General features: G+C 35.0%; 11 protein-coding genes. 9 read left to right on the top strand and 2 right to left on the bottom strand.

The features are described 5' to 3' along the window. Positions 1-110 precede the first annotated feature (110 nt). The 3 genes from ABJD27_RS07125 to ABJD27_RS07115 all read left to right on the top strand — a co-directional run bounded on the left by ABJD27_RS07125 (position 111) and on the right by ABJD27_RS07115 (position 4,701). Entirely contained in the window at positions 111-3,023 is a 2,913-nt protein-coding gene (locus tag ABJD27_RS07125) for a GH92 family glycosyl hydrolase (protein WP_348162287.1), read from the top strand. Next, entirely contained in the window at positions 3,023-3,622 is a 600-nt protein-coding gene (locus tag ABJD27_RS07120) for a hypothetical protein (protein WP_348162289.1), read from the top strand. The genes ABJD27_RS07125 and ABJD27_RS07120 overlap by 1 nt, the downstream gene beginning before the upstream one ends. A 77-nt stretch (positions 3,623-3,699) precedes the next feature. After that, the gene (locus tag ABJD27_RS07115; protein WP_348162291.1) at positions 3,700-4,701 is read left to right on the top strand and encodes a N(4)-(beta-N-acetylglucosaminyl)-L-asparaginase; all 1,002 of its coding nucleotides are present in this window, start codon (positions 3,700-3,702) and stop codon (positions 4,699-4,701) included. Positions 4,702-5,261: 560 nt separating this feature from the next. On the opposite strand, the gene cphA is transcribed toward ABJD27_RS07115, so the two are convergent. Continuing rightward, positions 5,262-7,898 (bottom strand): cyanophycin synthetase, encoded by a 2,637-nt coding sequence (gene cphA, locus ABJD27_RS07110; protein ID WP_348162293.1) that lies wholly within the window; start codon positions 7,896-7,898, stop codon positions 5,262-5,264. A gap of 100 nt (positions 7,899-7,998) precedes the next feature. Between cphA and ABJD27_RS07105 the strand changes: the two genes are divergently transcribed. After that, a complete protein-coding gene (locus tag ABJD27_RS07105; RefSeq protein ID WP_348162295.1) occupies positions 7,999-8,853 on the top strand; it encodes a cyanophycinase in 855 nt (284 codons plus the stop codon). A 42-nt stretch (positions 8,854-8,895) separates the two neighbouring features. Here the strand turns inward: ABJD27_RS07105 and ABJD27_RS07100 are convergent, their stop codons facing one another. Beyond that, a complete protein-coding gene (locus ABJD27_RS07100) occupies positions 8,896-9,825 on the bottom strand; it encodes an isoaspartyl peptidase/L-asparaginase (RefSeq protein WP_348162297.1) in 930 nt (309 codons plus the stop codon). Between the two features lie 241 nt (positions 9,826-10,066). On the opposite strand from ABJD27_RS07100, the gene ABJD27_RS07095 reads away from it, so the two are divergent. From ABJD27_RS07095 to polA, 5 genes are all read left to right on the top strand, one after another. After that, a complete protein-coding gene (locus tag ABJD27_RS07095) occupies positions 10,067-10,819 on the top strand; it encodes a universal stress protein (RefSeq protein ID WP_348162299.1) in 753 nt (250 codons plus the stop codon). Between the two features lie 282 nt (positions 10,820-11,101). Beyond that, positions 11,102-12,193 carry a helix-turn-helix domain-containing protein gene (locus tag ABJD27_RS07090; protein WP_348162301.1) on the top strand — a complete coding sequence of 364 codons (1,092 nt, stop codon included), beginning with the start codon at positions 11,102-11,104 and terminating at the stop codon, positions 12,191-12,193. Positions 12,194-12,316: 123 nt separating this feature from the next. Further along, entirely contained in the window at positions 12,317-13,495 is a 1,179-nt protein-coding gene (locus tag ABJD27_RS07085) for a T9SS type A sorting domain-containing protein (RefSeq protein ID WP_348162303.1), read from the top strand. Between the two features lie 49 nt (positions 13,496-13,544). Then, positions 13,545-13,988, top strand: coding sequence for an SRPBCC family protein (locus tag ABJD27_RS07080; protein WP_348162305.1), 444 nt, complete (start codon positions 13,545-13,547; stop codon positions 13,986-13,988). 116 nt (positions 13,989-14,104) lie between these two features. Further along, entirely contained in the window at positions 14,105-16,948 is a 2,844-nt protein-coding gene (gene polA / locus ABJD27_RS07075) for a DNA polymerase I (RefSeq protein WP_348162307.1), read from the top strand. Positions 16,949-17,160: the final 212 nt, after the last annotated feature.

Genomic DNA, 17,160 nt, shown 5'->3' with positions numbered 1-17,160 from the left:
CGAAAATACATAAAATAGTCTCGAGATCATTCATAAAATAACATTAAAATCTAACCTTATGAAGGCGAACACTTTTTCTGTATCTTACACCCAATAACTGTCACATCACTATGCATTATAGAATCTTAGCACTTTTTATTTTTAGTGCATTCCTAAGTTGTAAAAAAGAAAATACGCTTGTCGCAACAGCAGATCAACCTCTCACAAATTATGTAAATACATTTATAGGTACTGGAGGGCATGGTCATACATATCCAGGTGCTACCATGCCATTTGGGATGATGCAACTAAGCCCAGATACAAGACTAGAAGGTTGGGACGGATGCTCTGGATATCATTATGATGACAAATATATTTATGGGTTTAGTCACACGCATTTAAGTGGTACCGGAATTTTAGATTATGGAGATATTTTATTAATGCCTACCACATCTATAAATTTTAATAATGGCGCCGATGAGAAACCAGGGTATCGAGCTCCCTTTTCTCATGAAAATGAAAAGGCAAGTCCTGGATATTATGAAGTGCATTTAGATAGTACTGATATTGATGTTGCCCTTACAGTTACTCAAAGAGCAGGAATGCATAAGTACGCTTTCGCGAAAGCGGAAAACCAACATATCATAGTAGATATAGAACACAGAGATATATTACTAAATGGAAGTATCAATATCCTTTCTGATACCGAAATAAGCGGTCATCGATTTTCCGAATCTTGGGCAAAAGAACAGAAGCTTTTTTATTATATAAAAACCTCGCATCCATTTAAGACAACCCCAAATACTAAAGATGACCCTACTAAAATGGCATTGGGACTTGACAACCCAAATAACAAACCTATTTATGTCTCCGTGGGAATTTCTGCTGTAGATGAAGCTGGTGCAAAAAAGAATTTAGAAACAGAAATTGGATCAAAAACATTTGATCAACTCAAACAAGAAGCGCAAGACACTTGGGAATCTCAACTATCAAAAATTGTAATTGAGGATACTAATCTTGACAACAAAACCAATTTTTATAGTGCATTATACCATACCATGATCGCGCCAAACCTCTATCAAGATGTAGATGGTAGGTACCGTGGCATAGATCAAGAAATACATCAAACCACAGATTTTGATTATTACACTGTTTTCTCATTATGGGATACCTATAGAGCTGCACATCCTTTATATACTATTATTGAAGAAGAGCGCACCAATGACTTCATAAATACCTTTCTAGCAAAGTATGATGAGGGTGGTATACTCCCTATTTGGGATCTCTCTGCAAATTACACAGGATGTATGATAGGATATCATGGCGTTCCTGTCATTGCAGACGCTTATATGAAAGGTATCCGTGGATATGATACCGATAAGGCCTTACAAGCCATGACCTATAGTGCTACTAGAGATCATTTAGGATTAGATGCATATAAAAAATTTGGATATATTCCTGTAGAAGAAGAATCTGAGTCGGTTTCAAAAACGTTGGAATATGCATATGATGATTGGACCATTGCTCAAATGGCAAAATCTAAAGGTGATATGACAACCTATAATACCTTTATAGAAAGAGCGCAATACTATAAAAATACTTTTGACCCAAGTAGTAAATTTATGCGTGGTCGTGTACGCAATACTTGGTTCTCTCCTTTTGACCCTTTTGAAGTCAATTTTAATTATACGGAGGCAAATGCATGGCAATATAGTTTTTATGTCCCTCAAGATATTACAGGGTTTACAAAACTGATTGGAGGAAAAAAAGCACTTGAAGCACAACTAGACGAACTCTTTATAGCAGAGTCGCAAACTTCGGGTCGCGATCAAGCAGATATTACAGGACTCATAGGCCAGTATGCTCACGGAAACGAACCCAGTCATCATATGGCATATCTCTATAATTTTATAAACAAACCTCACAAAACGCAGGAACGTGTACGGGAGATTTTAACAACTTTATATACAAATGAACCTGATGGAATTTCTGGAAATGAAGATTGTGGTCAGATGAGTGCATGGTATGTATTAAGTAGTATGGGCTTTTATTCTGTAACTCCTGGTAGTAATGAATATATTATAGGCGCTCCATTATTTGACAAAGCCACCATTAATCTTAAAAACGGAAATACTTTTACCATTCAGGCTAATAATCTTTCTGACAAAAACATCTATATCGCTTCTGCAAAATTAAACGGGAAAACACATCCATATTCATACATTACACATAATGATATTACACAAGGCGGATCATTAGTTTTTGAAATGACTAATCAACCCTCGACTTGGGCAAGAGATAATGCTCATATTCCTAGTACAGAGATTACAGAAGCATTAATTGTTCCCGTTCCCTTTATTGCTAAAGGAGACATTGCCTTTAAAAAACAAACAGAAATTGTATTAAATACCAGCGGAGATAATACTACGATTTACTACAGTATAACTGGAGATGATTTTCAAAAATATACAGATCCAATAATAATTACTGAAGCTATAACACTACATACATACTCAGAAAAAGAAAATCAAAAGAGTGTCACGATCAAAACTGATTTTTACAAAATAGACGAAAATTTATCTATAAAGCTAGATGCCGAATATGCAAACGCATATAACGCTGGCGGTAATGATGCTCTTATAGACGGGATTCGTGGCACTGCAAATTTTAGAACTGGAACTTGGCAAGGGTACCATGACCGAGATGTTATTGCTACTGTAGATTTAGGAGAACATCAAGACATCACATCTATAGAAGCAAACTTCTTAGAAGATCAAGGTAGTTGGATTTTCTTTCCTACAGAAGTACGGCTTATGGTCTCTACTGATGGGGAAAATTTTCAACCCTATAAAGTGCAAACTATAGATGCGCCTACAGAAACAAATAATGTAGCTATTATAACAGTTAAAGGAGAAGAAAAACGCACTGGAATTCGGTATGTAAAACTCATAGCTAAAACACTAGGGCCTGTTCCAACTTGGCATAAAGGACATCCCTATGAAGGACGTAGCTGGATATTTGTAGATGAAATTGCAATAAAGTAATGGAGGTAATTAATATCACATTAGATTTTTTAAGAAGTGATATTTTCATTCCTTTTGGCTTGCTTACTATTCTTTTTTTAATCGGACGTTATATTCCAAAAATAAAAGACACCATTTTAAAAATTGATGAAATAGCGTGTCGTCTTATTATATTTTCAGGACTATTATATACCATTATTCTCCTTATATCCTATGTATATATTTTTATATTCATGGGGGATGAAAGTAATGAATATGCCATCACAAACAGAGCTACAGGTCCTTATGCTTGGGTATACTGGGCTATGGTTTTTTCGTGGTTATTTATAACACAACCTTTTCGTTTTAAACTAGTACGCAAGAACATATTCATAAGACTCATTACAATACCATTTTTCTTAATTACTTATGAACGATTTATTATTATTGTAGTCTCATGGCACCGGGATTACGCCCCAGAAGGGTGGCAAGATCTTAATTTTTGGGATATCCTTAATACAATTCCTTATTGGCCACTTCATCTCTTATTAAAACTGAGCCTTTTTATAGGGTATGTATTTATTTTTAATTGGGTTACAAAAAAATGGAAGTCATATAAAGCTACAAAAGTAGTATCTTGAAAACAGATTATACGAACGATATATGAGTACATTATGGTATTCATAAAATATACGCTTTCGCGAAAGCAAAAAAAAAAATGAATAGAAGAAAGTTTATACAGAACACAGCACTTACAGGAGCTGGTATTGCCACTGGTGTTGCTGCAATGAGTTGTAAAGAAGTTCCAGAAGAAAAAGATATAGCAGTTTCTACCACTAAATCTATCTCAAAATCATCCTATATTTCTATAAGCACTTGGGATACTTCATCTGCAAATAATGCTTCTGGAGAATTACTCGCGCAAGGCAAACCCGCTCTTGATGCTATTATTGCCGGTGTTGCTGTAGAGGAAGCAAATGAAGAAAACACAACTGTAGGCATAGGAGCTACACCAGATCGTGAAGGAAATGTAACGCTAGATGCCTGTGTTATGTCACCAGATGGAGATTATGGTGCTGTCCTCGCTGTAGAAAATATTGTACACGTAGCTGCACTTGCTAGAAAAGTAATGGAAGAAACACCTCATGTCATCATGGCAAGTAAAGGTGCTGAAGAGTTTGCGTATACACAAGGTTTTAAAAAACAAAAACTACTAACTCCTGCATCTGAAAAAGCTTGGAAAGAGTGGTTAAAAACTAGTAATTACCAACCTGCCATTAATGTAGAAAACCATGATACTATTGGCATGTTAGCCATGGATAGTTCTGGAGATATTGCAGGAGTTTGCACAACTTCTGGGTTAGGATATAAAATGAAAGGTCGTGTAGGTGACTCTCCTATTATAGGCTCTGGACTCTTTATAGATAATGAAGTAGGAGCTGCTGTAGCTACCGGAATGGGGGAAGAAGTATTAAAAACAGTAGGAAGTTTCTTGGTCGTTGAGTTAATGCGCAATGGCATGTCTCCGCAAAAAGCATGTGAAGAAGCCATACATCGCATTGTTAAAAAAGGAGATCGTTATAAAGATTTTCAAGTAGCATATATTGCTATGAACAAAACTGGAGAAACAGGTAGCTATGCGATACATAAAGGTTTTAATATGATGAAATATCAAAATGAAAATGCAGAAGTCATTATTTCGGATTATTATAATAAATAACGATATCAATAATTTTATTTTTACTTAAAAATCACAAGGAACAGATATTGGAAACGCCATTTGCAAATATCTAATAATCAATACTGTAAAGTTTCACAAGTAAAAAATAATTTTCACAATATACTATTGCTAAAAAACCGTCGTTATAGTATAAATAACACGTAATTCAAGATAAATAGTCTCTAATACTGAGTATATTATAAAAATCTATTATATTTGCAGACGCCTTAGAGCAAAAAATATTTAAGACTGTTGTAATTGACTTTTAAATAATCAATTATGATTTGGGGTGAAAGCCAAGCATCTTGCTTGGCTTTCTTTATTTCTTGAAGTTTTATTATTTCTATTGCCTCGATCAAAGAATGGATACAAGCCATTTATCCCCCTATAGCACGATAATTACAAACGAATAGTTACGTGTTTATTTACTTACTTATCATTGAATTCACAAACTAACCGCTTCTAGTTTAATAGAATTTTATACATATAACTTTAAGGATTATATAGCATAAAAAAGGCAGGAGTTTATTCCTGCCTTTTTTATACATGATTTAAGTTTCTTATTGAGAAAAAACAACTTCACCTCTAGCTTCTTGCTCTTTAAATTTGACAACAAGATCTAAAGCATCTGGTATGACATCACTACACAGAATAATAAGAGAACCTTTTTTTGCATTATTTACTGCATATGTAATTGCTTCTTTTTCAGAAGGAATTATCGTTGTTTTCTTATTAGGTGTTTTAGCAATAATACCATCATTAAGCATTTTAATTAACTCCTCTTCCGTTTTACCTCGAAGACGTTTATCCTGACGAATGATAATCTCATCAAACATTTCTGCTGCTATCATTCCCATCTCATTATTATCCTCTTCACGACGATCACCAATACCTGCAATAATCCCTACCTTATACTCATGATCCAAGTTATCCGTAAATTTCTGCAAAGCTCTCATACCAGCAGGGTTATGCGCATAATCTAATAGGATCGTAAAATTCTCAAACTCAAATATGTTTAAACGCCCTGGTGTTTGCGAAGCAGAAGGAATAAATGTTTCTAAAGCTGCTTTCATATCTTCAATACTAATTCCTCTAATATTTGCAGTAAGAATAGCTGGTAATACATTTTGAATCATAAACGTAGCTTTCCCTCCATAAGTAAGAGGAATGTCTTCAACTTTCATAATACGCATCTTCCAAGTCCCTCTACAAATAGTAACATATCCATTCTCAAAAACTGCTGTGATACCTCCCTTACGCTGTAATGCTTGAATACGAGGGTTATTTTCATCCATAGAAAACAAAGCCAAATTACAATCGATATTGCGGCGCATATCATATACTAAGTCATCATCTGCATTTAAAATTGCATATCCATCTGGCAAAACAGTTTCTGGGATTACTCCTTTTACTCTTGCAAGCTGTTCAATAGTATGAATACCTTTCAAACCTAAATGGTCTGCTGCTACATTTGTTACAACACCGATGTCACAATTTTTAAACCCAAGCCCAGCTCTTAATAATCCTCCACGTGCAGATTCTAAAACTGCAAAATTTACTGTAGGGTCTTTTAATACAAATTCTGCACTTGCAGGACCTGTACAATCTCCTTTCATAAGTAATCTATTCTGAATGTAGACACCATCACTGGTTGTATATCCCACTCTATATCCACTCATTTTTGCCATATGGGCAATCAATCTTGTTGTCGTCGTTTTTCCATTCGTACCACTAATAGCTACTATAGGAATTCGTCCTGTATCTCCCTGTTGAGGAAACAATTTATCAATAACTGGTGCTGCAACATTTCTTGGCAACCCTGTTGTAGGCGCTAAGTGCATTCTAAAACCTGGACCTGCATTAACTTCAAGCACTGCACCTCCTGTTTCTGACAGTGGTTTTGTTATATCATCTGTCATAATATCAATACCGCAAATATCTAAATCAATAATTTTAGAAATACGTTCAGCCATTGAAACATTAGCAGGATGTACAATATCTGTTATATCTTCTGCCGTACCACCGGTACTAAGATTTGCAGTATCTTTCAAGACAAGTCTTTCTCCATCATCAAGCACAGAATCTTCTGTATATCCAGATGTTGCAATAATAGTCTTCGTTAAATCATTAAGTGTGATCATAGTAAGAACATTCTCATGTCCATATCCTCGACGTGGATCTTCATTTACTTTATCTACCAGTTCTTTAATTGTAGATTTTCCATCACCTATCACATGTGCAGGAGTTCGTATTGCAGCAGCAACCAACCTATGATTTATAACTAACAAACGATAATCTTCACCTGTAATATATTTTTCGACGATTACTCTACGTGATACTTCTTTTGCAGCATGAAAAGCAACCAATGCATCTTCATAGTTTTGAATATCTACTGTAATTCCTCTTCCATGATTACCATCTATTGGTTTTATTACAAGAGGGTAGCCTACATAACGACAGGCTTCCTCAAGGCTTCGTTCTTTACTTATAATATCACCGCGAGGCACTTCAATTTCTGCTTGTTCTAATAAATGCTTTGTATCTTCTTTATCACAAGCTAGCTCAACACCTATACTACTTGTCTCACTCGTAACGGTCGCTTGTATTCTCTTTTGATTTGCTCCATACCCTAATTGACAAAGAGAATATCTATTTAATCGAATCCAAGGAATTCCTCTACTAGCAGCTTCTTCTACTATAGATCCTGTACTTGGTCCTAATCTTTCTTTTTCTCTTAATTCCCGCATTTCTTGAATATCATCTTCAAGGTCATACGATTCATTTTCAATTAGAGCTTCACAAATACGCACAGCAGCTCTTGCCGCATATCGTCCTACACTTTCTTCTATATATGAGAATACTACATTATACACCCCTCTTTCCCCATAATCTCTTGTTCTTCCAAAACCTGTATCCATATCTGCTAAGGTTTGTATCTCTAGCGCAATATGTTCTATAATATGCCCCATCCAAGTACCTTCTTCGACACGTTGAAAAAATCCGCCGGGCTCTCCAACAGAACACCTATGTGAATACATTGTCGGAAACATTTCTTTTAAACGATCAAGAAAACCATCTATAGTATTTGACGGCTTTTCTTCCATATCTTCCAAGTCCAGCACCATTACAATTAGTTTATGCCGTCTAACAGACCAATAATTAGGTCCGCGCATTGCGTTGATTTCCCTTATTCTCATATTTAGAAAATTTGTTTGATTATTAGTATTCGTATTCTATAAATATATCATTTTTATAGAACAATTGGTGTATTTTTGCCAACTGTTAAAAATAACAATCATGGCTAGAGGAACACTAATTCCAATTGGGGGGAACGAAGACAAAGGAAATACAGAAAATGAACAATATACTCTTGAATATATTGAAGAAGGAATTCTTTCTAGAGTAGTTCATGAAAGCGGAGGAACTGAAGCTATAATCATAGTAATTCCTACAGCATCTAGCATCCCTGAAGAAGTTGGCCAAAATTATCTAAGTGCATTTGGAAAATTAGGATGTACCAATGTCCACATAATGGACATAAGAGAAAAATCTGATTCTGATTTACCTGAAAACTTAGCATTCGCTAAAAAAGCAAATTGCTTCATGTTTAGTGGTGGAGATCAATCAAAGATTACAAAAAAAATAGGTGGCACAAAATTACATGATATCATTCTAGAACGTTATAAAAATGATGATTTTGTTATTGCAGGTACTAGTGCGGGAGCCATGTGTATGTCTAAAGAAATGATTACTGGAGGAAGTAGTACAAAATCTTTTATAAAAGGAGCTATAGGAATGGATGATGGGATGAACTTTATACCAAACCTTATTATAGATTCCCATTTTATTCGTCGTGGTCGTTTTGGTCGTATTGCCGAAGCTGTAGCTAGATTTCCAAAGCATTTTGGAATAGGACTAGCAGAAGACACTGGACTTGTCATTAAAGATTGTAACACATTTGAAGTAATAGGATCTGGTATGGTCATTCTTTTTGATGGCACAAAACTTAAACATAACAATCAAAAAATTCTTAAAAAAGGCACCCCTATGTCCCTTGTTAACTTAAAGACTCATGTACTTGCAAATGGAGATCGCTTTAATATTAGAAAAAAGAAAATCAAGGTATTACCTGTAGAAGCCCCTTTTGTATAAGGTTATATAAAAAGCGTCTTAAGCTTCAATAGCCAATCCCATTTATTTATAAATAGCAATTTCTGTTATTCCTGAGGTATCTATTTTTGCTCGATACATCCCTTCTGTGTTAAAAGGCATTGCTATATTACCCTGAGCATCTATAGCGACTAATCCTCCATCACCTCCTATAGACAATACTCGTCTTTGTATAACCTCTTCTGTAGCTTCTTCTAGAGTAAGTCCTTTATATTCCATAAGGCATGAAACATCATATGCCACAACTCCACGTATAAAGAATTCGCCGCTTCCTGTACAACTAACGGCACATGTTTTATTATTTGCATAGTTCCCAGCTCCAATCATTGGACTATCTCCTACTCTTCCCCATTTTTTGTTTGTCATTCCTCCTGTAGAAGTAGCAGCCGCTATATCACCTGAAGAATCACAAGCGACAGCGCCTACGGTTCCAAACTTTGAATCCTTTTTTACACTATGATCCAATTGGAAGTTATCACTACCTCGTATTTGTTGCCATTGATTATATCGCAATTCATCACGAAAATAATCTTCGTTTTCAAGTAAATATCCTTGGTCATTTGCAAATCTCATAGCGCCTTCACCAGCTAGAAAAACATGTTCGCTTTTCTCCATAACATCACGCGCTAAAGATACCGGATTTTTAATTCCTGTTATCAATGAAACTGCTCCAGCGTTCAATGTATTTCCTTCCATTATTGCCGCATCCATCTCATGAGTCCCTTCTGCAGTAAAAACGCTTCCTTTTCCAGCATTAAATAATGGAGAATCCTCAAGGATCTTTACAGCAGTCTCTACAGCCGTTACTGCACTTCCATTATTTTCAAGAACAGCATACCCTTGTTCTAATGCTAGCTTCAAAGCATCTTTATATTCTTTTTCTTTTTCTAGTGTCATAGTCCCTTTACGTAATGTACCAGCACCTCCATGTATAGCTAAAGCAATAGGCTTCATAAGTTTCAATTTTGAATGCTGAAAAATACAAATAGGTTTTGATTATTTTTTAGTCTTTAACAAAAAAGAAATCAATTATGTTCTCCAATTTTATCAACATCTCTATCATTTTCCATTCTTCTTTTATATCTAATAATGTTTAAAGAATTTTGCTTATTAAACTTATACCAACATTTGATCTGTATTCTTAAAATTCAATGTAATTTTGCATCTTGTTATATACTAAATACCATATTTTCTTATGAAAAACATCTTAGTTCCTATAGGCTCTGTTGAAACTGGAATAAATAATCTACGCTATGCTGTGAATTTTGCAACCATCACGCAAGCAAGGATTTACGTAACCTGTATAAAAACAGGAGACCATACAGAAGCTATCTTAAAAGAAGTACTTGAAAATGTACATGCACAACACATTCAAGTAGTCTCTAAATTTATATCAGGAGATATTTTTGAAGGGATAGCATCATTTGCAAAAGCGCTACATATTGATTTTATTATTCTTTCTCCACAAAGTATAGAGTTAAATAGTGATATCTATTTAGGAAAAACGACAGGAAAAATAGTACGAGAAACAGATATTCCTATGTTAATCGTACCTAGAGATTATTTATTTAGAAGATTTGACAGCATATTAATGGCATTTAAAAATGCTAATTTCAAGAATGAAGATAATCTAGAAACTATTGAAGAAATTAAAGATATTTTCAATGCAAAATTACATTTATTGCATGTAAAAACACCTGATGTTCCTGAGGAAGCTTCTATAATTAGTGAGCGATTATTAGCAAATAAAGACTCTCTTACAAATACAAGTAATGCAACCGTTTTTCAAGGGGTTTTAGAAAATTACCAAGCCATCAATCCAGATATGATTTGTTTACTGCGTAGAAAAAAACAAAACATGTTTGAAAAGTTCTGGCAACGTAATGAAATTTTAAAAGAAGAATTCCATTCAAGCAAACCTTTATTAATTTTAAGAGAACGAGAATAACAACACACCGTTGATTATTACACTCAATCAACTCGCTTAAAAATATAATATAACATGAAAGCCAAGCACAAAGCTTGGCTTTCTCTATGTATAGTTTTCAATACAACTACTCGTATTACTGGTTATTAAAATTCAACTCTTAACCTTACTGAGTAGAACAGAGTGACTACAAGTTTACTTGAGAGCAATGCTATTCTTTTCTTATAAAATTACGTACTTTAGTTATTGTTCATTTATTAAAATAAATTTTTATATAACCCTTAAAAAAACAAGTGTTGTAACATGTTAAATATCTGGGAACTCTTTTTTTTATTTTTTGCTTTTCAGGCTTTACTTGTTGCTGTGTTTTTCTTTTTTAGAAAAAAAGGGAATACTTTTTCTAATAGAATATTAAGCCTATTCCTTGTTTTATTTGCCTGTAATTTGACATACAATGTTCTATACTGGTCTAAACTTCTATTTCGCATAGAATACATTCACTTCTATGGTCTATTAGCCATCATTTGGACATTATATCCTCCACTTATGTATATATATGTAAGAAAGGTGATCAAGAATAAAAACGTACAGTTAAAAGATCTTATTCACTTACTCCCTACCCTAAGTGCTATCTGGTTGTACATCCCCTTATATAGCCTATCCTCTTACGAAAAACTAGAAGCTTTAAGAAATCAATCTATAGGACAACACATAAGATATATAGAGTATATAACTCCTTTTTTTGCCTGCATTATGTTTTTCTATACGGTATACACCTATTTCTCTTTTAAAGACACTCATGTAGGATATAATAAGAAAAGGTGGTTCTATTGGGTTTTAGGATCTTTTAGCTGTTATGTCTTTTCTATGATTACTTATTTTACACTTTCTTATATAGGCATTATCGACACAGAACATGATTATATAATTATGTATGTCATTACGTTTTTTATTGGACTTATCTCATATTTTGGATACAAACAACCTCAAATATTTGAAGGTCTCTCTATGGACAAAATATTACCTTTTAAAAAATATCAAAAGACAGGTCTTACAAAAAGTTATGCTCTAGAATTAAAAGAAACGCTTACCGTCTATTTTGATGAAAACAAACCTTACTTGAACAGCGAATTACGACTAGACGACTTAGCCGAAAAACTAAATCTTTCCAGACATCATACTTCACAAATAATCAATGAACACTTTGATGCCAATTTCTTCGATTTTATAAATAGCTATAGAATAGAAGAAGCAAAAAAATCATTGACTAGCAAAAATGACTTAAGCATTACTGATATTATTTTCTCATCAGGTTTTAATAATCGTGTTTCATTTTACAAAGCGTTCAAAAAACATACTGGAACGACTCCGTCTTCTTATAAAACACATAAGTAATAAATCATCGCGTAAACACCGATAATAGGTTACATCTCTCCTTGTAAATGTTTATAAGCAATTACAAGGTCTGTTTGTATTTCATATTCCTTAGCACTATACAAACGATAAAACCGTAACATCATGAAAAAAACTTTATTCATCATGCTTTGTATTGTGTACACAACAATACAGGCTCAAATAACAGTAACTACAATTACTCCTGAATTTAATGGAAGCGGAGGATTATCCTTAGACTCCGAAGGGAACCTTTTTATTGCAGATTTTGGCGACTTCTTAGGAATGGCAGATACCGATGGAATTCCTAATAATGTATTAAAACTAGATCCAGATTTAAACCTAACTGTATTTGCTTCCGATTTTACAGGAGCATCAGGAAATGATTTTGACAGTGAAGGTGTTTTATATCAATCTGATATAAGAGATAGTGCTATTTATAAAATAGTAGACGGCGCACGCGTTTTTGTCACTTCAACAGGCATTGTTGCTCCCGTTGGGATTGTATTTGACGATCAAGACAACTTTTATGTCTGTAACTGCGGGAACAATACCATCCGAAAAGTAACTCCAGACGGAACATCTACCCAATTTGCTTCAGGAGAAATCTTTTCTTGTCCAAATGGAATTACTGTAGATGAAAACAACAACCTATATGTTTCTAATTTTTCAAACACAAATATTGTAAAAATCACTCCAGATGGAACAACCTCTATTATTGGAAACACTGTTGCAGGAAATGGTCACCTAGACTATGATCCAAATACAGGAAATCTATACATCGCAAGTTATAGTGGCCATCAAATATTTTCTTTAAAATTAGAAACTTTAATGATGGATGATATTGTGGGAACTGGCGTACGAGGAAATGATGATGGAGATGGAGAAACAGCAACATTTTCTACTCCAAATGGAATTGCTGTATCTGATAATGGTGAAGTACTATTTGTAAATTGCGCCGTTCTTTTAGATGGAGCGATAATCAATCCACAAATTATCAGAAAAATACAATTACCTAGTCTTTCTGTAGAAGATGCATCTCTTATACACAATATAAAAACATATCCTAACCCTGTAGAAAACACGTTTACCATAGAAGCAAATCTACCTGTACACATTTCAAATATTGATATTAAGATCGTTGACATTCTAGGAAGTATTATCAAGGAAATAAAAGACATTCCTATTCAAAATACACAACTTAATCATCCTATTGACATCTCAGGTATGTCAGCAGGAAATTACATATACATCATTAGTCAAAATTCAGAACAGTTATATAGCGGTCAACTTATTAAAAAATAATCGCTATTTTCAAATCTCGTAATTTGTAGTATCCTTAAAATAAAATCGTATGAAATTCGGAGACACAATTATCATCAATCAACCTTATAAAAAGGTAGCATCACTTTTTGCTGATACCAATAATCTAAAAGAATGGCAAGACGGATTTACTAAGAAGGAACTTATAAGTGGCTCCGAAGGAGAAAATGGAGCCATTTCTAAGATATATCTTACGCAGGGGAAACGGGACATGGAGCTGGTAGAAACAATTGTTGATAACCAGCTCCCCCATTCCTTTGAAGCCCATTACCATCATATCCACATGGATAACACGCTAAAGACCTCTTTCATTTCTATAAATGACACCCAGACCGAATATAAAACCGAAGGAGAATACACACGTATAAGTTGGGTATTACCAAAACTGATGGCCCTCTTATTCCCATCTATGTTTAGAAAACAAGCCTATAAATGGATGGAAAATTTTAAACACTTTGCAGAGCGTCAAGAATAAAGCAACACAAATACCTCAACTACTTATCAACACCCCTATAATTTCTGCTGTCATCTTCTTACATTTGAGTTTAGCATAATTACGCTTTCGCGAAAGCGTATAAAAACTCCTTCCAAGTGACCAATACTGAAGAAAACACTCAAAAAAGACTTTTTTTACTCGATGCATTTGCACTCATCTTTAGAGGCTACTATGCACTTATTAAAAACCCAAGAATCACAAGTAGTGGCATGGATGTAAGTGCCATTATGGGATTTACAAATAGTCTTTTTGACGTCATTCGAAGAGAACGTCCTGACCACCTTGCTGTTGCGTTTGACAAAGGAGGAAGTAGTGCGCGTGTAGAAGCATTTCCTGAGTATAAAGCAAATCGTGACGAAACTCCAGAAGCCATAAAAATTGCTGTACCTCATATCAAAGAAATTCTAAAAGCCATGCATATTCCTATTATAGAACGCGTAGGTGTAGAAGCAGATGATCTTATAGGTACGCTATCAAAACAAGCCGAAAAAGAAGGGTATAAAGTATATATGGTCACACCAGACAAAGACTATGCACAACTGGTTTCAGAAAATATCTTTATGTACAAACCCGCTCGTATGGGGAATGGGATTGAGATATGGGGAATTCCTGAAGTACAAAAACGCTTTGAAGTAGAACGCCCAGAACAAGTTATTGATTACCTAGGAATGATGGGTGATAGTGCCGATAATATCCCTGGACTTCCTGGTGTAGGAGATAAAACAGCTAAAAAATTCCTTGCAGCCTATGGTTCTATGGAAGGCTTATTAGCCAATACCGATCAGCTTAAAGGAAAGATGAAAGAAAAAGTCGAAGCAAATGCTGAACTTGGAATTCTTTCTAAACAACTAGCCACAATTATGCTAGATTGTGATGTAACTTTTAATGCAACAGATTACGAACTTTCAAAACCTGATGCAGAAGCTGTAGGCAAGAAATTTGAAGAACTGGAGTTTAGACGTATGAAAGATCAATTTGTAAAGATCTTTTCTGAAGAAGCAACTCCTACCCCTCAAACAACAGCTACAAAAAAACAAGCACCAAAACCAGCCGCTGGAGAAGGTCAGTTTTCTCTTTTTGGAGGCGATGGCGCAGCCATTACAGAAAGCATGGAAGCGGGATCTAGTCGTAAGACCATTAAAGATACCTCACACGTATACCAAAGTATTGATAGTCCGCTTGCGCGAAAATTATTCATCAACAGTCTCCTCGGTCAGACATCTGTTTGTTTTGATACCGAGACAACAGGACTTGACCCCCTTACCGCAGAGCTTGTCGGGATTGCCTTTTCTTGGGAAGTAGGTAAAGGGTTTTATATTCCTTTCCCAGAAGATCAAGCAGAAGCAAAAGAACTCATTAAAGAACTACTACCCTTCTTCGAAGCCGAAGGGATCGAAAAAATAGGCCAAAACTTAAAGTACGACCTTAAAGTCCTTGCAAAATATGATGTTACTGTTAAAGGGAAATTGTTTGACACCATGCTAGCGCATTACCTGATCAATCCTGATATGCGTCATAATATGGACGTACTAGCAGAAACATACCTTAATTATACCCCTGTTTCTATTGTAGAACTCATTGGTAAAAAAGGAAAGAACCAACTCTCTATGCGTCAAGTTCCGTTAGACCAGCAAACGGAGTATGCAGTAGAAGACGCAGACATCACCTTACAACTTAAAAAACATTTTGAGAAAGAACTAGACGAAGCCGGAACTCGCAAACTATTTGATGAGATTGAGATTCCATTACTACGCGTTCTTGCCGCTATGGAGTTGGAAGGAATTAACCTTAATGTTGGATTCTTAGAAGAACTATCAGGAGAGCTTGAGACAGATATCACTAGATTGACCTCTGAGATATATGCCGAAGCAGGAGAAGAATTTAATATAGGATCTCCCAAACAATTAGGCGAAGTGCTATTTGATAAAATGAAACTCGTAGATAAGCCTAAAAAGACCAAAACAGGACAATACTCTACCGCCGAAGATGTACTATCATACCTTGCAAAAGATCATGATATCATTCAGAAAATATTAGATTACCGAGGTCTTGCAAAATTAAAATCTACTTATGTAGATGCACTCCCTGTTCAAGTTGGTATTGATCACCGTGTGCATACAGATTATATGCAAACAGTGGCTGCGACAGGACGTTTAAGTTCTAACAATCCAAACTTACAGAATATTCCTATTCGTACAGAACGTGGTCGCGAAGTACGTAAAGCTTTTATTCCTCGTAACGAAAACCACACCCTACTCGCCGCCGATTATTCTCAGATAGAACTGCGTATTATTGCAGCTCTAAGTGAGGAGGAAACCATGATCAAGGCTTTTCAGGATGGGGAAGATATTCACGCCTCTACCGCTGCCAAAGTCTTTAATATCCCTCTAGAAGAAGTAACACGTGAGCAACGTAGTAATGCAAAGACAGTCAACTTTGGGATTATTTATGGCGTTTCTGCTTTTGGATTAAGTAATCAGACAGATCTTTCTCGTTCTGAGGCAAAAGAACTGATAGACACCTATTACAAAACCTATCCTAGATTACGTAACTACATGAGTGATCAAGTAGATTTTGCACGTGATAATGGCTATGTAAAAACAGTATTAGACAGACGTCGTTATTTAAAAAACATCAACTCAGCAAATGCTATTGTACGTGGCGCTGCAGAGCGTAATGCTGTAAATGCTCCTATTCAAGGAAGTGCTGCCGATATTATAAAGATTGCAATGATTAACATCTATGACAAACTAGAAAGCAGTGACTACAAAACAAAGATGCTACTTCAAGTACATGATGAATTGGTTTTTGATGTTCCTAATGAAGAACTAGATGCTATGAAAACTCTCATTAAAACCGAAATGGAAAATGCGTTTACCATGACTGTACCATTAGACGTAGAAGTAGGATTGGGTCATAACTGGCTCGAAGCACATTAATGTTTTTTTTAGAAAAGAGATTATAGAGAAGAGAACAAAGATCATAGAGTATAGATTATAGACTCCTTGTAGTTGTATTAAACAGTTTCCGCTTTCGCGAAAATGTATACTGAAACTATTTTAGTCATTTCGACAGAGCGAAGTACGAGCGACGAGAAATCACATCACAGTATTCTGAGATAAAACAGAGCTACATGTGTGATCTCTCCTAA

Source organism: Dokdonia sp. (assembly GCF_039945015.1).
Classification (GTDB): domain Bacteria; phylum Bacteroidota; class Bacteroidia; order Flavobacteriales; family Flavobacteriaceae; genus Dokdonia.
This window is presented reverse-complemented; position numbering and strand designations above follow the sequence as displayed.